Origin of the sequence: Rhizobium quercicola, from assembly GCF_021168455.1 — a bacterium.
GTDB lineage: Bacteria > Pseudomonadota > Alphaproteobacteria > Rhizobiales > Rhizobiaceae > Ferranicluibacter > Ferranicluibacter quercicola.
On sequence record NZ_JAJOZR010000008.1, the window covers coordinates 182,123 to 200,842 of the forward strand.

At 66.9% G+C, this 18,720-nt stretch carries 14 protein-coding genes; 2 read left to right on the forward strand and 12 right to left on the reverse strand.

What is annotated here, in order from left to right; all coding sequences use genetic code 11:
* Positions 1-154 precede the first annotated feature (154 nt).
* On the reverse strand, positions 155-637 hold the full coding sequence (gene dut, locus LRX75_RS14055; RefSeq protein WP_231815344.1) for a dUTP diphosphatase: 483 nt from the start codon (positions 635-637) through the stop codon (positions 155-157).
* A 113-nt stretch (positions 638-750) separates the two neighbouring features.
* On the opposite strand from dut, the gene LRX75_RS14060 reads away from it, so the two are divergent.
* Positions 751-2,334: a peptide chain release factor 3 gene (locus tag LRX75_RS14060; protein ID WP_231815346.1), complete on the forward strand. Its 1,584-nt coding sequence runs from the start codon at positions 751-753 to the stop codon at positions 2,332-2,334.
* 158 nt (positions 2,335-2,492) lie between these two features.
* On the opposite strand, the gene otsA is transcribed toward LRX75_RS14060, so the two are convergent.
* The 8 genes from otsA to LRX75_RS14100 form a co-directional block, all read right to left on the reverse strand.
* Positions 2,493-3,866 carry an alpha,alpha-trehalose-phosphate synthase (UDP-forming) gene (otsA, locus tag LRX75_RS14065; protein ID WP_231815347.1) on the reverse strand — a complete coding sequence of 458 codons (1,374 nt, stop codon included), beginning with the start codon at positions 3,864-3,866 and terminating at the stop codon, positions 2,493-2,495.
* Between the two features lie 64 nt (positions 3,867-3,930).
* On the reverse strand, positions 3,931-4,764 hold the full coding sequence (otsB, locus tag LRX75_RS14070; protein WP_231815348.1) for a trehalose-phosphatase: 834 nt from the start codon (positions 4,762-4,764) through the stop codon (positions 3,931-3,933).
* Between the two features lie 58 nt (positions 4,765-4,822).
* Positions 4,823-5,503, reverse strand: a complete 681-nt coding sequence (locus LRX75_RS14075; protein WP_338110319.1) for an HAD family hydrolase — start codon at positions 5,501-5,503, stop codon at positions 4,823-4,825.
* A 749-nt stretch (positions 5,504-6,252) separates the two neighbouring features.
* Positions 6,253-7,053 (reverse strand): 5-deoxy-glucuronate isomerase, encoded by an 801-nt coding sequence (iolB, locus tag LRX75_RS14080; RefSeq protein WP_231815350.1) that lies wholly within the window; start codon positions 7,051-7,053, stop codon positions 6,253-6,255.
* A gap of 213 nt (positions 7,054-7,266) precedes the next feature.
* Complete coding sequence (gene iolE / locus LRX75_RS14085; RefSeq protein WP_231815352.1) at positions 7,267-8,169, reverse strand: myo-inosose-2 dehydratase; 903 nt, start codon at positions 8,167-8,169, stop codon at positions 7,267-7,269.
* Positions 8,170-8,207: 38 nt separating this feature from the next.
* Positions 8,208-10,100, reverse strand: a complete 1,893-nt coding sequence (iolD, locus tag LRX75_RS14090) for a 3D-(3,5/4)-trihydroxycyclohexane-1,2-dione acylhydrolase (decyclizing) (RefSeq protein ID WP_231815354.1) — start codon at positions 10,098-10,100, stop codon at positions 8,208-8,210.
* Between the two features lie 96 nt (positions 10,101-10,196).
* The gene (locus LRX75_RS14095; protein ID WP_231815472.1) at positions 10,197-12,125 is read right to left on the reverse strand and encodes a bifunctional 5-dehydro-2-deoxygluconokinase/5-dehydro-2-deoxyphosphogluconate aldolase; all 1,929 of its coding nucleotides are present in this window, start codon (positions 12,123-12,125) and stop codon (positions 10,197-10,199) included.
* 106 nt (positions 12,126-12,231) lie between these two features.
* The gene (locus tag LRX75_RS14100) at positions 12,232-13,149 is read right to left on the reverse strand and encodes a MurR/RpiR family transcriptional regulator (RefSeq protein WP_113149707.1); all 918 of its coding nucleotides are present in this window, start codon (positions 13,147-13,149) and stop codon (positions 12,232-12,234) included.
* A 247-nt stretch (positions 13,150-13,396) separates the two neighbouring features.
* Here LRX75_RS14100 and LRX75_RS14105 point away from each other — a divergent pair, with 247 nt between their 5' ends.
* Positions 13,397-14,203: a class II glutamine amidotransferase gene (locus tag LRX75_RS14105; protein ID WP_231815356.1), complete on the forward strand. Its 807-nt coding sequence runs from the start codon at positions 13,397-13,399 to the stop codon at positions 14,201-14,203.
* Here the strand turns inward: LRX75_RS14105 and coaBC are convergent.
* From coaBC to LRX75_RS14120, 3 genes are all read right to left on the reverse strand, one after another.
* Complete coding sequence (gene coaBC, locus LRX75_RS14110) at positions 14,200-15,459, reverse strand: bifunctional phosphopantothenoylcysteine decarboxylase/phosphopantothenate--cysteine ligase CoaBC (RefSeq protein WP_231815357.1); 1,260 nt, start codon at positions 15,457-15,459, stop codon at positions 14,200-14,202. The two genes, LRX75_RS14105 and coaBC, sit on opposite strands and share 4 nt — an antisense overlap.
* A 100-nt stretch (positions 15,460-15,559) precedes the next feature.
* Positions 15,560-18,094, reverse strand: a complete 2,535-nt coding sequence (locus LRX75_RS14115; RefSeq protein ID WP_231815474.1) for an HWE histidine kinase domain-containing protein — start codon at positions 18,092-18,094, stop codon at positions 15,560-15,562.
* A gap of 37 nt (positions 18,095-18,131) precedes the next feature.
* Entirely contained in the window at positions 18,132-18,623 is a 492-nt protein-coding gene (locus LRX75_RS14120; protein WP_231815358.1) for a biliverdin-producing heme oxygenase, read from the reverse strand.
* Positions 18,624-18,720 lie beyond the last annotated feature (97 nt).

Genomic DNA, 18,720 nt, shown 5'->3' on the forward strand with positions numbered 1-18,720 from the left:
AGGAAACGATAATCAGACAGTGGCCCGGAGACGGATTCAGGGCAGGTCGTGGCCTATACAAACACGAGTGTATGTTTTCGAGTCAAGCGGATCCTGCCGATGATGCAGCGCACAATTTTGTGATGACTTACCAAATCGACGCCGCGCCTTGACGTCAGACGCCGGTCGAACCGAAGCCGCCGGCACCGCGCGCCGTTTCCGAAAAGGCGTTCGCCTCGACGATGCGGGCCTGCGTCACCGGCGCGATCACCATCTGGGCGATGCGCATGTCGCGGGTGACAGTGAAGGGCTGCGCCCCGTGGTTGATCACGAGCACCTTCACCTCGCCGCGATAGTCGCTGTCGATCGTGCCCGGCGTGTTGAGGCAGGTGACGCCGTTCCGGAAGGCAAGGCCCGAGCGCGGGCGAACCTGCCCCTCGAACCCGTCGGGAATCTCGAAGACGAAGCCGGTCGGCACCAGCGCGCGTTCGCCGGGCGCGATGACCAGCGGCGCGTCCTCCGGCACCGCCGCGCGCAGGTCCATGCCCGCGGCACCCGCCGTCTCGTAGGCCGGCAGCGCCAGACCCTTGCCATGCGGGAGGCGGACGAGGGCGAGGACGGGGATGACATCGGCGCTGTCCGGGGCGATATCCGGCATGATCGGCTCCTTCACGAGGCGTGTCCTTGACGGACGGTTGGCGGCGTCAACGGCGTCAATTGCATATCGGTCGCCATATCGCTAGATAAGCCCCAGAAAACAGGACAATCCCGATGGCTGAAACGCTTGCCGATGCGGTCTCCCGCCGCCGAACCTTCGCGATCATCGCACACCCCGACGCGGGCAAGACGACGCTGACCGAAAAGCTGCTGCTGTTCGGCGGCGCGATCCAGCTCGCCGGCGAGGTCAAGGCGAAGAAGGACCGCATCCAGACGCGGTCCGACTGGATGAAGATCGAGCGCGAGCGCGGCATCTCGGTCGTCACCTCGGTGATGACCTTCGAATATGGCGGCAACGTCTTCAACATTCTCGACACGCCCGGCCACGAGGACTTCGCCGACGACACCTATCGCACGCTGACGGCGGTGGACGCCGCCGTGATGGTGATCGACGCCGCCAAGGGCATCGAGCCGCGGACGCTGAAGCTGTTCGAGGTCTGCCGCATGCGCGACATCCCGATCATCACCTTCATCAACAAGATGGACCGGGAAAGCCGCGACCCGTTCGAGATCCTCGACGAGGTCGAGGAGAAGCTCGCGCTCGACACCGCGCCGATCACCTGGCCCATCGGCCGGTCGAAGAGCTTCTGCGGCTCCTATTATCTCGCCGAGAACACGGTGCGCGGCGCCGATACGCAGGTCGAGGCGCTGAAGGTCAACGGCCCGCAGGCCGTCGCCGACCGGCTGCCGGAAAACGAGCGCGCCGCCTTCATCGAGGAAACCGAGCTTGCCATCGAGGCCTGCCGGCCGTTCGACCGTCAGGCCTTCCTCGAAGGCCACATGACCCCGGTCTTCTTCGGCTCGGCCCTGCGCAATTACGGCGTGCGCGACCTCATCGATGCGCTGGGCGCCATGGCCCCGCCGCCGCGCGACCAGGTGGCCGATATCCGCACCGTGCATGCGAGCGAGGACAAGATGACGGCCTTCGTCTTCAAGATCCAGGCCAATATGGACCCGAACCATCGCGACCGCATCGCCTTCGCGCGCATCTGCTCGGGCAAGCTGGAACGCGGCATGAAGGCGCGGCTCGCCCGCACCGGCAAGCAGCTCGGCCTCACCGCGCCGCAGTTCTTCTTCGCCTCGCAGCGCCAGCTGGCCGATACGGCATACGCCGGCGACGTGGTCGGCATCCCCAACCACGGAACCCTGCGCATCGGCGACACGCTGACGGAAGGCGAGCCGCTGGTCTTCCAGGGCGTGCCGAACTTCTCGCCGGAGATCCTGCGCCGCGTGCGGCTGGAGGATGCCATGAAGGCGAAGAAGCTGAAGGAAGCGCTGCAGCAGATGGCCGAGGAGGGCGTCGTGCAGCTGTTTTCGCCCGAGGACGGCTCGCCGGCCATCGTCGGCGTCGTCGGCGCGCTGCAGCTCGACGTGTTGAAGGAGCGGCTGCAGGGCGAATACGGCCTGCCCGTCTCGTTCGACATGGCCCGCTTCTCGATCTGCCGCTGGGTCTCTTCCGACGAGCCCGGCGAACTCGACCGCTTCATCACCGCGCGCCGCGGCGACATCGCCCGCGATCTCGACGGCGACCCGGTGTTCCTCGCGCAGGACGGCTTCTCGCTGAACTACGAGGCCGATCGCTGGAAGGCGATCAAGATGGTGGCGATCAAGGAATATCACGTCGCCAAGGCGGCGTGATCTTTCCTCCCCGCAACGTCATCCTCCCTCGCGAAACGTCATCCTCGGCCTTGTGCCGAGGATCTGCTGTCGTCCCCGCAAACACCACGGTCCTTCAGCGCGCGGCCCGTGCAGCAGATGCTCGGGACAAGCCCGAGCATGACGACGTTGAGTCTCCCTTACGCCACCAGATCCTTCAGGAAATCGTCGCACCAGCGCACCACGTCGTGCTCGTTCAGATAATCCATCATCTTGCCCCACCGCTCCTGCCGCTCGGGCAGCGGCATGGACAGCGCGCGGGCGATCGCGTTCGCCGTGCCCTCGATGTCGTAGGGATTGACGAGCAGCGCCCCGTCGAGCTCGCGGGCCGCGCCGGCAAAGCGTGAGAGAACCAGGACGCCCGGATCGTCCGGGTCCTGCGCGGCGACATATTCCTTGGCGACGAGGTTCATGCCGTCGCGCAGCGGCGTCACCAGGCCCACCTTCGCCATGCGGTAGAGTCCGGCAAGGATCGGCCGCGAGATCGAGCGGTTGATATAGCGGATCGGCACCCAGTCGACCGTGCCGAGCGCCCCGTTGACGCGCCCCGCCTGTTCGGCCACCGTCCGCTGCATCGCCTCGTATTCCGGCACTTCGGAGCGGGATTTGGGCGTGACCTGCAGATAGGTCACCTTGCCCTGCTGGCCGGGGCTTGCCTCGATGAAGCGCTCGAAGGCGTCGATGCGCTGGGTGATGCCCTTGGAATAGTCGAGCCGGTCCACCCCGATGATCAGATCCCGCCCCTCGATGCTCGCGGCCGCCTTGCGCACCATCGCATGCGAGGCGCTCTTGCGCGCGAAGCTGGCGAAGGCCTTGGTCTCGATGCCGATACCGTAGGTGCCGCCCTTGAAGATGCGGCCATGCGCACTGTAGCGGCCGGGCTTGATCTCGTTGCCGATGCCCTCGCGCCGCAGCCCGCCGGCGAAATTCTCCAGATCGTGATCCGTCTGGAAGCCGATCAGGTCGTAATGCGACAGACCGCGCATGATCTCCTCGTGCACCGGCATGGCGAACAGCACGTCGGCGGGCGGCCAGGGAATGTGGAGGAAGAAGCCGATCCGGTTCTGGATGCCCATCTGGCGCAGCTCGGCCGCCAGCGGGATCAGGTGATAGTCATGGATCCAGATGACGTCGTCCGGCTGCAGCAGCGGCGCCAGGCGATGGGCGAAAAAGCGGTTCACGCGGAAATAGCCGGCCATTTCCTTGCGGCCATATTCGGCAAGGTCCAGCCGGTAGTGGCAGATCGGCCAGAGCACGCGGTTGGCGAAGCCGAAATAGTATTCGTCCACATCCTTGTCGGTCAGGTCGGTCAGCGCATAGGTGATCTTGCCGCGGTCCTTGAGGTCGAGCGCGGCAGGCTCGCGCGTGCCGCTGGACTTGCCGGACCAGCCCATCCAGATGCCGCCATGCTCCTCGAGCGCGGCCTGCAGGGCGACGGCGAGGCCGCCGGCCGGGGCATCGCCCGAATGTTCCGGCACGGGGACGCGGTTCGACACGACGATGAGACGACTCAAGACTTCTTCCTTTCAAATGTCGGGCTGCCGGTCTGCCGGCAGACGGACAGGGGCACAACGCCGCTCACGGCCTGGCCGCGGTGGCGAGTGCGGTCAGCGCGTCGCGCACCGCCTGCGCCGAGCCGATGGTCGCCTGCGCCTGCGTCTCGAAACCGGGCGGTCCGACCCGCAACGACAGTCCGCCGGCGGCATTGGCGATCTTGAACATGGCCTCGTCGGTCACGTCGTCGCCGATGGCGAGCGGCTTGCGCCCCTCGAAGGGCGCCTGCGACAGAAAGGTCATGACGGCGGCACCCTTGCTCGCCGTCGAGGGACGCAGCTCCACCACCATCTTGCCGAATTGCAGGCCCCAGTCGCCGCCGATGGCGACGGAGGCGCGCCGCATGATCTGCTCGACATCGGCGCAGCGTTCCGGCGCCTGCCGGTAGTGCAGCGCGACGGCCGCCCCCTTGTCCTCGAACAGCACGCCGTCCCAGTCCTTGATCGTCTTTGCAAGCTCGCTCTTCAGCGTCACGAAGGCGGGCGTGATCTCCGGCCGCGTGATCGCGCCCGACTGGTCGCGCAGTTCGGCGCCGTGCAGGCCGGCAATGGGGAAGGTCGCGGGATCGAAGAGCACGTCGGCATAATGCAGCGCCCGGCCCGTGACGAGCGCGAGCGCCCCGCCCAGACGGTTGGAAAGCGCCATGAGCGTTGCCGGCAGGTCCGGGGGCACGACGATCGCGTCCGGCGTTTCCGCCAGATCGACCAGCGTGCCGTCGATATCGAGGAACAGGGCCCAGTCGTCGGGTGCCGCGGCAATGCGCCCGAACACGTCGGCAGACGCGCCGGGAAGCGGCTCTTCCTGCGCGAGGGTGACGCCCGGATCGGGCACGGGAAGGGTGTGGCTGTCGTTTGGCATGAGCGTCTAGTTAGGTCGCCGCGTGGCCGCGGCAACCCTTGACGCGGGACGCATGCGCTCAGGCGGCAGGCGTTTCGACCAGCATGAGACGTCCGTCGGCTGCGATTTCAACCGCAAGTCGCTCGTATCCCGGGATCGTGAGATGCGTCGTTTCCATCGGATGTTCATGCGTCGTCGTCACCACGACCACGTCCGCGCCGGCGGCCTCCCCGGCCTTGACGCCGGCGGGAACGTCCTCGAACACGAGGCAGTCGGCCGCATCGAAGCCGACGCGCTCGGCGCCCAGCCGGTAGCAATCCGGCGCCGGCTTGCCCTGCGTCACGTCTTCCGCCGTCACGAGAAATTTCGGCGCGGTGATGCCGGCCTTGGCAAGGCGGGCCCGTGCCAGCGGCAGCGGCGAGGAGGTGACGATCGCCCAGCGATCGGCCGGCAGCGTCTTCAGGAATTCGAGTGCACCGGGGATCGGCTTCACGCCCTCGACGTCGTCGATCTCCGCCTGCGTGATAAAGGCCGCCTCGGTTGCAGGATCGACGCCGGGCAGGTTCAGCTGCGTGATCGTGTCGATGCCGCGCTTGCCGTGCATGAAGGGCAGAAAGGTCGCAAGGTCCAGCCCGTGCGCCAGCGCCCACTTGCCCCAGACCCGCTCGGCCGCCGCAATGGAATTCAGGAGAGTGCCGTCCATGTCGAACAGGAAGGCGGAAAAGGGTTTGCCGAGCGTGGGGTGCGAAGGGGAAGACAAGGTTTGAAAATCCTTTCGGGCTTTGGAGATATCAGCCGGCGGGCGCAGCGGTCTGCGTTCGGACTGGCGTGAAGGCAAGGAGATAGAGAGTTTTCCCGTTTCGGGGAGACGCGGAAAGGTTCCGGAGGGATCCGGCAGCCGTTCCGGCGGTTGGACGGGCACGGCATACGGGAAATCGGCTGTCGAATCAAATCCGCGCGGCCCGCAGGCCCTCTCAGGCCGCGCGCACCGCGTCTTGCGAGGTCCCGGAAACGGGGAAAATTTCGGCACCCCTTGCCTGTCACATCAAGGCCTTGCCGGAAATTTCGGCCGTATCCATCCCCGCCCGTCCGCGTCCATGTCATCATCCTCCCGTTCCGTCGCGGATACACCGGAAGGCGTTCCGGCGAGGCGGGATCGGCTCCGTGCGGCAGGGGATGGACGCAAGCCCGGCCGCACGGGGCCCGCAGAAAATGGTCTCCCTCCGGGTGGCGGCCCGATGCGGTGCATCGGGTGTGAATCGTCCGGACGTGCCTGTGGGGCACACAGACTTCGCCATGCTGGTCCAGATCCCGCTCTCCGGAGAGGGGCCCGGTCCGGGGCGAGGAGCAGAGGGACTGCAGTTGCGGGCTCAAACGGCTGAACGGGGCACCGGAAGGTGTCATATCAAAATTATCCTTCGCGGCAGCTTTCGGTGCCCCGTCCGATAAACGATCGTCAAGCCTCCGGCGTTTTCGCGCGCGGGGTCGCCGCGACATGCCGGGACAGCGTCACACGCCCGTGAAGAGCCAGGCATGCTCCTTGGCATTGTTGAACTTCCACGCCCGCGAGGGACCGGCCATGACGTTGAGGTAGTAGAGATCGTAGCCATGGATCGCGGCCACCGGGTGATATCCCTTCGGCACCAGCACGACGTCGCCGTTCTCCACCGCCATGGTCTCGTCCAGCGCGCGGTCGTCGGTATAGACGCGCTGCATGGCGAAGCCCTGCGACGGGTTGAGGCGGTGATAATAGGTCTCCTCGAGGAAGCTTTCGGCCGGCAGGTTGTCCTCGTCGTGCTTGTGCGGCGGATAGGACGAGGTGTGGCCGCCCGGCGTGATGACCTCGACCACCAGCAGCGACTGTGCCGCCCCGTCATCCTCCGGCATGATGTTGGTGACGTAGCGGGTGTTGGTGCCCTTGCCGCGCGTCATCTGCGTGTGCCGGTCCGGCCGGATGACCTGCGCCGTGAACCCCTCGCCGCCCGGCGCCGAGCAGAGCCCAAGTTCGAGATCGGTCGTCGCCGTCACCGTGTAGGACGCGCCTTTCGGCACGTAGACCGAAAAGGGCGCGCCCTCGAACGGCGTCATCCGCTCGCCCAGCTCGCCGAAATCCTCGCCATCCACCGTCACCCGCGCCTTGCCGGCGACGAGGACGAGGCAGACCTCCCGCGCGCCCGTTTCACCGGACATGGTTTCCCCGGGCGCGAGCCGGTGCAGCGCGAAGCCGACATAGGTCCAGCCGGCGCTCTCCGGCGTGATGTCATGGACGAGACCGCTTGTGCCCTGCGGCTTGACGAGGAGGTTCGGCATGGTGATGTCCTATGCTTGCAGGAAAATCGTTACGACGGTGGAGACCGGCTCTGCCCTCCCCCTCTCCCCGCTTGCGGGACGAGGGGACGAGGCGTGCTCGACCTTTCAGCGGGGGGCAAACATCCGCCCCACGTCCCTTCGCCCCGCTCAGCGGGGAGAAGGTGCCGGCAGGCGGATGAGGGGCCATCGCCAGCGCCATCTTGATCGCCAGGATCAGCGCCGGTCCAGCCCCGCCTCTTTCGCGAAGGCCTTGAGCGACTTGAATCCGAGCGACTGGTACTCGAGGGGAATGCGGATGGCGCTGTCCTGTTCCGCCTCGATCACCAGCCAGCCGTCATAGCCATGTTCGGCGGCGATTTTCAGGACGGGCACGAAATCGACGCCGCCCTCCGCATCGCCCGGCACGGTGAAGACGCCGCGGCGCACGCCTTCGAGGAAGGAGAGGCCGTTCTCCTCTACATCCCTCCGGACGTCGCGGCGGACGTTCTTGGCATGGATGTGGCGGACGCGGTGCATGTATTTTTTGGCGAGCTCCGCCGGGTCCGAGCCGCCGAACCAGGCGTGACCGGTGTCGAGCAAGAGCTTGGTCGCCGGCCCCGTCGTTTCCATCAGCCGGTCGATCTCGGGCCCGGTCTGGACGATCGTGCCCATGTGGTGGTGGTAGACGAGATCGATGCCCTGATCGGCGCAGTATTGCGCGATCGCCTCGATGTCGGCGCCAAATTTCTCCCATTGGTCGTCGGGCAGCACCGGCTTGTCGGCCACCAGCGAGGTCGCGTCATCGCCATGGATGGCGTTCGACGTCTCGCAGACGATGCAGACCTTGCAGCCATTGGCCTTCAGCAGATCGAGATGCGGCTGGATCGCGTGTTTCTCGGCCTCGACGTCATGGGTGAGAAGATTGGTCGAGTGCCAGCCGGAGACGAAGACGAGGCCGTATTCGGCAAGCTTCGCCTTCAGCGCCTCGGGATCGCTCGGCATCTTGTGCCCCTTCTCGATGCCGTCGAAGCCGATCGTCTGGCAGTCGGACAGGCAGTCTTCGAGCGAGAGATGGGCGCCGATCGTCTGATCGTCGTCGTTGCTCCAGGCGATCGGGTTGGTTCCGTAGCGGATCATGATCTTGTCTCTGTGAGGGTGGAACGATGAGGGATGGATCAGCCGACGCGCTGGGCGGCGAGCGCCCGCTCGTAGGCCCGGCGCGCCGCGCCGACGGCGTCGCGCTCCGACACCTCGGGCACCGCGACATCCCACCAGTGGCCACCGGCATCGGTGGTGATCAGCGGGTCGGTGTCGATGACGATGACGGTGGTGCGCGCTTCGTCCGCCGTTTCCACGAGCGCCGTCTCCAGCTCGGCGAGCGACGCGACCTTGCGCGTCACCGCGCCCATGGCGGCGGCGTGGGCGGCGAAATCGATCGCCGGCAGCTCGACATGGTGCGTGTCGCGCAGCAGATTGTTGAAGTTCGCCCCGCCGGTCGCCATCTGCAGCCGGTTGATGCAGCCATAGCCGGCATTGTCGAGAAGCACGATGGTGATCTTGGCGCCGAGCATGATGGAGGAGGCGATCTCGGCGTTCAGCATCATGTAGCTGCCGTCGCCGACCATCACGATGACGTCGCTGTCGGGCTTTGCGAGCTTCACGCCGAGGCCGCCGGCGATCTCGTAGCCCATGGTCGAGAAGCCGTACTCCATGTGGTAGCTGCCGGGCTTCTCCGCCCGCCAGAGCTTGTGCAGCTCGCCCGGAAGACCGCCGGCCGCGCAGACCAGCGTGGTATCGCCCTTGCGAGCCCGCATGACGGCGCCGATGACCTGCGCATCGGAGGGAAGCGCCACATTGGTGGCGGCCAGCGCCGTGTCGGCGGCGGCCTGCCAGTCGGCCTTCAGGGTGCGGGCCTTGTCTCCCCAGGTGCTGTCGGCGTGGTAGGCTCCGAGCGCTGCCGAGAGTTCGGCAAGCCCGGTGGCGGCGTCGCAGACGAGAGGCAGGGATTCATGCTTGGCAGCATCGAAGGCCTGCACGTTGAGACCGACGATCTTCAGGCCGTCGTTCTTGAACAGCGCCCAGGACCCGGTGGTGAAATCCTGCAGGCGGGTGCCGACGGCCAGCACGAGGTCGGCCTCTTCGGCGAGCGCATTGGCCGCCGATGTGCCGGTGACGCCGACGGAGCCCATGTTGAGCGGGTGGCTGTCGGGCAGCGAGGACTTGCCGGCCTGCGTCTCGACAACGGGGATGCCGTGTTTTTCGGCGAAGGCGGCCAGCGCCGCACTCGCCGCGCCATAGAGCACGCCGCCGCCGGCGATGATGATCGGCGTCTTCGCATGGGCAATGGCCGTGGAGGCAGCCAGCCGCTCTTGCGTGTCGGGACGGACTTTCCTCGGCAGCCAGACCTTCTCGGCAAAGAAGCTTTCGGGATAGTCATAGGCCTCGGCCTGCACATCCTGGCAGAGCGCCAGCGTCACCGGGCCGCACTCGGCGGGGTCGGTCAGCACCTGCATGGCGCGGCGCAGCGCCGGGATGATCTGCTCGGGCCGCGTGATGCGGTCGAAATAGCGCGAGACCGGGCGGAAGCAGTCGTTGACGGTCATGCTGCCGTCGCCGAAATCCTCGATCTGCTGCAGCACCGGGTCCGGCCGGCGATTGGCGAAGACGTCGCCGGGCAGAAGCAGCACCGGCAGCCGGTTGACATGGGCGAGTGCCGCCGACGTCACCATGTTCAGCGCACCGGGGCCGATCGAGGTCGTGCAGGCCATGAAGCGGCGGCGGAAGCTCGCCTTGGCGAAAGCGATCGCCGCATTGGCCATGCCCTGCTCGTTCTGGGCGCGGTAGGTCGGCAGCGTGTCCTTGATGCCGTGCAGCGCCTCGCCCATGCCGGCGACGTTGCCGTGACCGAAGATCGCGAAGACGCCGCCGAAGATCGGCACGGTCTCGCCGTCGATCACCGTCATCTGCCTGGTCAGAAAGCGCGCCACGGCCTGCGCCATGGTGAGCCGCACCGTTCCCGGCTGGCGGGTGCCGATGTCGCCCGATGCGATGGGGGCTTGCTGGTTCATGATCTCAAGGTCTCCTCACGCCGCAGGTTTTGCGCCTGCCTGTCCTTGCCGCCCCTGCGGGCGGTGCTTGTCGTCATCCGTATCGGCCGAAACCGGTCAGGCCGCCTTGTCCTTGTCGAGGCCGACCCAGAGGTCGACCAGCTGCTTGAAGCGCCGTGCCATGTCGTCGATCGCCGCGGCGTCGTCGATCTCGCCGGCCAGCCAGCGGCGCGCCGCATCCACGAAGATCGTACGCCCCACGGCAAAGCCGCGGACCTGGCGCGAGGTGCGGGCGGCGGCAAAGCCGTCCTTCAGCGCCTCGTAGGAGGCTTCGAGGCCGAGCAGCACCACGCCGCGGCAGAGCGGATCGCGCGCCTCGATGACGTCGTCGATGGCGCTCCAGGCGCTGCGGCTTGCCTGCGGCTCCAGCTTCCACCAGTCCGGCTTCAGCCCGGCGTCGTAAAGTTCGTTCAGCGCGCGGGGAATGGTCGTGTCGTCCAGCGGGCCGTGCTTTCCGGCGATGATCTCGATCAGGATCTCGCGGCCGACCTTGCGGGCCGCCTCGAAGGCCGAGCGCAGCTTGGCGATCTGGGTCGCCTTCATGTCAGTCGGATCGTCCGGGTGATAGAAGCTCAGCACCTTGATGCAGTGATCGACCGGCCAGTCGATCAGGCGGCTGCCGAGATCCTGGCTGAACTCGAACTGCAGCGGGCGGGAGCCCGGCAGCTCGATCGGCTTTGCCACCCAGAAATCCCTGAGCGCGCCGGCCGCGTACAGCGCGTCGCGGCCGTATTTGTCGTCGATCAGCATGCCGAAGCCGGGCCGGCCATCGGCGATCTTTGCCGCGGCCTTGACGGCGAGGACCTTGAAGGCGGGAATGCGCGCGAGCTTCCCGGCATCGTCCCCGGCCATATCCTCCAGCTGGCTGCGGTGGTCGATGGCAAGCGCCATCAGGCTCGGGATCGCGCGGCGGCGGGTGGTCGCCCAGTGCACATGGTTGATGTCGGCGTCCTTGCGCAGCGCGTGCTCCTTGCTGCCGTTCTCCAGGAAGAACTGCAGCTCCGTCCAGGTCGGAATTTCCGGCGCACAGAGCAGCCGCGAGACGGCGAAGGCGCCGCAGGCATTGGCCCAGGTCGCAGACGTCGCATGCGGCTCGCCCGCCAGCCAGCCGCGCAGAAAGCCGGACATGAAGGCGTCGCCCGCTCCCAGAACATTGTAGACCTCGATCGGGAAGCCCTTTCCGACGATGCCGTCCTCCAGATCGTCGGAAATCCCGCCGTCATAGACGATACAGCCCATCGGGCCGCGCTTGAGCACGATCGTGGCGGTGGACTGCGCGCGAATGGTCTTGAGCGCGGCGAGAAGATCGCTTTCGCCGGACGCGATCAGCACCTCCTCTTCCGTGCCGACGATCAGGTCGCAATCGGCCAGCACCGTCTTCAGATGCGCCGAGACATGGGCGGAGGCGATGTATCGGTTGTCGCCGGCGTCATGGCCGGCCAGACCCCAGAGGTTCGGGCGATAGTCGATGTCGAAGGCGATCTTGACGCCGGCAGCCTTGGCGATGCGGATCGCCTTGCGCTGCGCGGCATCGGTGTTCGGCCGCGAGAAATGCGTACCCGAGACGAGGATCGCACGGGACGAGCGGATGAAGGCCTCGTCGATATCGTCTTCGCAGAGCGCGTTGTCGGCACAGTTGTCGCGGTAGAACAGCAGCGGAAACGAGTGGTCGTTCTCGACGGCGAGAATCGCAAGGGCGGTCAGACGCTCGGGGTCCGTCACGATGCCCTTCGTTTCCACGCCCTCGCGGGTCAGCTGCTCCACGATGAAGCGGCCCATCTGCTCCTTGCCGACGCGGGTGAGCAGCGCCGATTTCAGCCCGAGGCGGGCGGTGCCGACCGCGATATTGGTCGGGCAGCCGCCGACAGACTTGGCAAAGCTTGCCACGTCTTCCAGCCGGGTGCCGATCTGCTGGCCGTAGAGATCGACCGAGGCGCGACCGATGGTGATGATGTCGAGCGGCCGTGCCGCATCCCTCTGGCTGATCCCGGTCAACGTTCCTGTCCTCCCGACGTGCGGCGTATCGTCTTTTTTCGTTTTCGAATGGAGCCCCATGAAACATAAATTCCGCGGCTCCGTCAATATGGAATTTTCATTCCATCTCTGTGCCAGCCACATTCGACGCCAGCGGGCCACGCTGCCGTTTTTCGGCAACGGCAACCGTCAGGGCCATGGCGAAGGCCATGCTGGCCGACAGCGAGCGAAAGCCCGCATGATCGGCCTCGACGATCTCGAACCAGACTCTCGAGGACTCCACCAGCGGCGAGAACGCGCTGTCGGTCAGGGAGACCACCGGCACCTTGCGGTTTGCGAGAAGCCGGGCCTGATGGATGCTTTCGGACGTGTAGGGCGAGAAGCTGACGGCGAAGGCCGCATCGCGCCGCCCGGCCAGCGCCAGAATATCGTCGTCGATGCCGGCGGCCGTGCCGACCATCTGATAGCGGATCTTCAGCTTGCCGAAGGCATAGGCCATGTAGCCGGAGATCGGGTAGGACCGGCGCTTGGCGATCAGGAAGATGGTCTCGGCCTTCGCCAGGATATCGACCGCCTGCTCGAAGGCGGCGGGATCGACCGAACCGGCGATATTGTCGAGCGACCGGTGGGCGGCGGCGACGAAGCCGTTGAAGATCGCGCCGCTTTCCAGCCGGCTGTGGCCGTTGTCGCCCAGGGCGCGCAGCCGCTCCTCATAGCCCGGATTGCGCTCGCGCAGCCGGGCCCGAAAGATCTGCTGGAGGCTCGAAAAGCCCTCGAAGCCGAAATGCTGGGCGAAGCGAACGAGGGTCGAGGGCTGCACGTCGGCAGCGGCTGCGATGCTTGCGGCCGTGCCGAAGGCGATCTCGTCGGGCTGATCGAGCGCATAGGCCGCCACCTGGCGCAGGCGCTTGGGCAGTTGCGCCTTGCGCTCCAGAATGACCGCCTTCAGCGCATCGAAATCCTGCGGCACGGCGGCCAGCGTCGCGGCGGCGTCGCTCTCGTCCTCGATCGTCGGCGCGGCCTCGGCATCCGGCATCATGCAGTCATCCCCGTCTCCCGCGCTGCGCTCGTCATCTCGGTCGATCGTAACGCCTCGGCGACGAGAATGATAGAACGTTCGTTCCAGAACCCGACTGTCGCCCAAAGGGCACAGGAGATCGTTAACGCATTTTTACCATCTTTCGTCCCAAGATCGGCACGGCTTATGGTTAAGACGATCGAAACGTCCGATTCGCGACTGCCGATCGATCCGGCAACGATATCCGACAAGGAGTGTCAGCAGCATGTGCCGATGGGCAGCCTATCGCGGAGAGCCGATCTATCTGGAGGACCTCGTCTCCTCGCCGGCCCATTCGCTGATCGAGCAATCGCACTGCGCCACCCGGGCAAAGACCGCCACGAACGGCGACGGCTTCGGCATCGCCTGGTATGGCGATCACCCCGAGCCCGGCCGCTACCGCGACATCCTGCCGGCCTGGTCGGACTGCAACCTGAAGAGCATCGCCCGCCAGATCCGCTCGCCGCTGTTTCTCGCCCATGTCCGGGCCGCGACCGGCGGCGGCACGCGCCGCGACAATTGCCACCCCTTCGTCCACGGCCGCTGGTCGTTCATGCACAATGGCCAGATCGGCGGCTTCGAGCATCTGCGCCGGCCGATGGAGGCGATGCTGGACGACGCGCTCTACACCGCGCGCACCGGCACCACCGACAGCGAACTGCTGTTCCTGATGGCCCTGCAGTTCGGCCTCGACCGCGATCCGCTGGGCGCGATGGCGGAGACGCTGTCCTTCGTGGAACGGCTGGCGGCGCATATGAAGCATGCGGTTCTCGTGCGCTTCACCGCTGCCTTTTCCGACGGGATCAACCTCTACGCCGTGCGCTATGCGTCCGACCGGTTCGCGCCCACGCTCTACGCCGCGCCGATGGGACCGCAGGGCGGATACTGCCTCGTCTCCGAACCGCTCAACGACGACGACGATGCCTGGGTGGAGATCCCCGAGGGAACGGCCGTGGTGCTTGGCGAGAACGGCATCGACATGCGCATCTTCCACCTCGACCCGGAGATCGAGGCGAAGCGGGCGCTCCGCTAGTCCAGCCTCGAGGCGATCAGGCCCGCGAGCCGTTCGGCCACCGCGTCCTTGTCAAGCTCCGGCCAGCTGTCCTCGCTGTCGCGACCGATGACGGTCACGCGGTTGCGCGTTCCCCCCATGACGCCGCCCGCAACGCCGCTGGCAGCGGACACGTCGTTGGCAACGATGAAATCGGCCCCCTTGCGGGCGAGCTTCGAGCGGCCGTTATCAACCGTATCGTCCGTCTCCGCGGCAAAGCCGACGACGAGGCGCGGACGCTGCGCGTGATGGCCGACGGTCTTCAGGATATCGGGATTTTCCGTCAGCCGCAGCGGCGGCGGGTCCTCGCCCGGCGCCTTCTTGATCTTGCCCCCGGCGACATCGGCGACCCGCCAGTCGGCGACCGCTGCGACCATGACGGCGATATCGGCGGGCAAGGCGGCGAGCACCGCATCCCGCATCTCCACCGCCGTCTGCACGCGCACGACCGTGACGCCCTTGGGATCGGCCAGCGTGACCGGGCCGGAGACGAGCGTGACCTCTGCCCCCAGCCGCGCAAGCGCGGCCGCGATGGCGTGGCCCTGCCGGCCGGAGGAGCGGTTGGCGATGTAGCGCACCGGGTCGATCGGCTCGTGGGTCGGGCCCGAGGTGACGATGGCGCGGCGTCCGGAGAGCGGGCCGATGGGCTTGAACGCGAAAAGCCGCGCTTCCACGGCAGCGACGATCTCGAGCGGCTCGGCCATGCGGCCCTCGCCGCGCTCGCCGCTTTCCGCCATTTCGCCGCGGCCGGGACCGACGAAGCCGATGCCGTCGCCGGCGAGGGTTTCGCGATTGCGGCGGGTGGCGGGATGCGACCACATCTTCGGATTCATCGCCGGCGCCAGAAGCACCGGCCGGTCTGTGGCCAGCAGGATGGTGGAGGCGAGATCGTCCGTCAGGCCCTGCGCCATCTTGGCCATGATGTTGGCGGTCGCCGGCGCGACGAGGACGAGATCGCAGTCCCGCGCCAGGCGGATATGCCCGACATCCTGCTCGTCCTCGCGGGAGAAAAGCTCGGTGAAGACCTTGTCGGCCGCCAGCGCACCGACGGCCAGCGGCGTGACGAAGGCCTGGGCCCCCGCGGTCATGACCGGGCGGACCCGCGCGCCGCGCTCCCTCAGCCGGCGGATCAGGTCGAGGCTCTTATAGGCTGCGATGCCGCCGGAGATGATGAGGAGAACACGCGTCCCGGACAGGCTGTCGGGCGACGTCTCGGACGGGGACTGGGAGACAGGCATGAAACCACCGCTGCGGCATGATCGATGCGCGACCCTAGACCATGCTGCGCCGAACAGGAATGCAGCACCCGACAATTCCTGCGCCGGGCTGAACAGCGCCTCAGGATTTCAGCAAGGTGCTCATCGTGTGCACCAGCGCATCGCGTTCATAGGGCTTGCGCACCACGGGCACGTCGGCAAAGCCGCTCGGAATGGGCGACAGATTGCCGTAGCCGGTGGCAAACATGAACGGGATCTCCCGGCGCGTCAGCTCGGCGGCGACTTCGATGGAGGTGCCGGTGCCCAGATTGACGTCGAGAATCGCCACATCCGGCTTGAAGCTGGCGAGCTTGGCCAGCGCCTCGTCGGCCGAGGCCGCCGTCAGCACCTTCTGGATGCCGTGGTCGGACAACATGCCCTCGACATCCATGGCGATCAGCATCTGGTCTTCCACGAGCAGCACGCGCAGCTCCGGATCGAGGTTGGCACCCGCCGTCGTCGCCTCCGGTCCGGCCGCGATGCTGCGGTCCTCGCCCTGCTCGGACAGCGAGACATGCTTGGCCGGCAGCACGAAGTCCGCCTCCACGCCGCCCGGGGCATAGGTCACGGCGCTGCGCCCGTCGAGATCGTAGGGAACGCTGCGGTCGATCAGCGCGCTGCCGAAGCCGTTGCGCGTCGGCGGCAGCACCGCCGGTCCGCCGCTTTCGCGCCAGGCGATCTCGCAATCGCCGCCCTGCGTCAGGCGCCAGCTGACCGACAGGGCGCCGCCCGGCCGCGACAGGGCGCCGTATTTGGCAGCATTGGTCGAAAGCTCGTGCAACACCAGCGCCATGACGGAGAAGGCCCGCGAGTTGAGCAGCACCGGCGGACCCGACAGGCGGATGACGTTGGCCGTGTTGCGATAGGGGCTCAGCTCCGCATCGAGCAGGTCCGACAGCATGCCGCCGCCATCGCCGCGCACGACCTGGTCATGGGCAAAGGAGAGCGCCTGAATCCGGCCCTTCAGGGAGGTGACGTATTCCGTCAGGCTGCGGCCGTCGCCGACGGGCTGGCTGACGAGCGACTTGATCAGGGCGAGGATGTTCTTGACCCGGTGGTTCAGCTCCTCGTTCAGCATGCGCTGGCGCACGTCGGCGCGGCTGCGCTCCTCGGCCATCAGCTCGCTATGGCGCAGGCCGATCTCCACGAGGGCGGCGCGCGTCACCTCGGCGATCTCGCGATCGGCCTCGGTCCAGGGCTGGGCCTGCAGCTGCACGGTCTCCTTCCAGATCGCGAAGCTCTTGCGCGGGGTCAGGCGCTCGCCCAGGGGGCCGCTCTCGTAGGATTTGTTGGGATCGCCGCCCCAGTTCAGGGTCTGCTCGAATTCCTTGCGGAAGAAGAACAGATAGTCGCGATGCAGCTGCGTCAGCGGCACGGCCAGAAGGCCGGCAGCCTGCGCGCGGAAGGTCTCGGCCTCCGGCAGGCGCTGCGCCATGGCGTGCGTCGCCCAGACCTGTCCGGCCGCGACCGACCCCATGAGCCGGAGGATGGCCGGCACGGCGGTGGCGGGCGGCGCCGAGCCGAACGACGTCCATGTCCCGTTCATCCACAGCCCGATGCCGTCGCAGGCCATCAGCGAGGTGAAATGCGAAAGATGGTCGCGCAGCAGCTCGCCCATGTCGGCATGGTGCGAGGCCATGCGCAGGAAGCGATCGAGCGAGGACCGGGCGCGGTTGGCGGTGTCGAGCTTCTGCTTCTGCTTCAGCGCATGCAGATGGAGGGAGAAGAACTCGCCGAACATCTCGGCTGCCACGCGCTGCGCCATGGGCAGGATGCGCGGCTGGTAATGATGGCAGGCGATGAGCCCCCAGAGCTTGCCGTCGACGATGATGGAGATCGACATGGAGGCAGCGACGCCCATGTTGCGCAGATATTCGCAATGGATCGGCGAGACGCTGCGCAGATGCGCGAGCGACATGTCGAGCGCCTCGCCCGAGACGTCGATTTCCGGCACCAGCGGAATGCGCGTGCCGCTGGCGTCGCCGATGATGCGGATGGTGTTCTGCAGGTAGAGGGCCCGCGCCTGCTGGGGAATGTCGCTGGCCGGAAAATACTGGCCGAGGAAGCTTTCGAGATCGCCGCGCTTGGCTTCGGTCACCACCTTGCCGGCGCCGTCCTGCTCGAAGGCGTAGATCATCACGCGGTCATAGCCGAGCATGCCGCGGATGAGGCGGGCCGACTGGCGCAGGAGCTGATCGACATCGGCGATATCGGTGATGCGGCCGATCAGCGTGCGCGCCAGCTGCAGCGGCTGCCCGTCCGTTGCCGGCTCGAACTCGATAATGACGGTGGCCTTGTTGAGATGGATGGCGACGTCGTAAGCGCCGTTGGCGAGCTTCAGCGCCGACAGCAGCGCCGGCCGGCTGCCGTCGCGCAGCGCCGCCACGGCATTGCGCAGGGTGTGCGTCGCCTCGTAGCCGATCAGCGCCTCCAGCGGCTGGCCGTTGACCTCGCCGTGAAGGCCGAGGAGATCCGGCGCGTTGGCGGAATGGCGCAGCACCATGCCGGCCCGCGCATCGCAGGCGAGCAGGCAGCCATGCGACTGGATGTTGCCGGGAATATGGATCGGCTCGCGGTCGCAATTGGTCAGATCGATCGGCTCGCCGGGTTTCACCATGCGGCTATCGGCGGGCGTGGTCTGGACGCGCGTCCGGTCATTCAGCAGCATGGGAAGCCCTCCGGAAGGCCGTCTCCGCGACCGTGAACGTGGCCCTGGAGGCGCTCGCGACGCGATCGATCTCGATGGCGTCGGCCGATTCCAGAAGATGCAGGAAGCGCGACCAGCGGTCGCTCTTTTCCGCCTGTGCCGCAAGATGGCGCGCACCGAAGTCCGCCCGCAGCCCGAGCAGCTGGGCGCGGCGATAGAGAAGCCGGGCGCCGAGCGCCGAGCCTTCGAGAACATAGAGCATGCCGAGCATGTCTTCCCGCGCGCCGCCGATTGCCGGCACGGGCACCGCCTCGTCGGCGGGGATGTCGAGATCGGCGAGATCGGCCCGGATGAGGGCGCCGAAGGCCTGCTCCGACCAGATCGCGAGATCGGCCGGCCAGGTGCGACCGGCCAGCATCGCCTCGACCGGGATGCGGAAGGCGCTCATGCCGCGCAGATAGGTCTTGTAGGAGGTCAGGCTGTCGAAAGCGCCGATCATGTCATCGAGCGCCGCATGGGCATCAGCAGTGCTCTCGCGGAGAAAGACTCGGCGCGACCGGTCGTGCATAGAGGTGTTCCGGACATTCAACAAATGG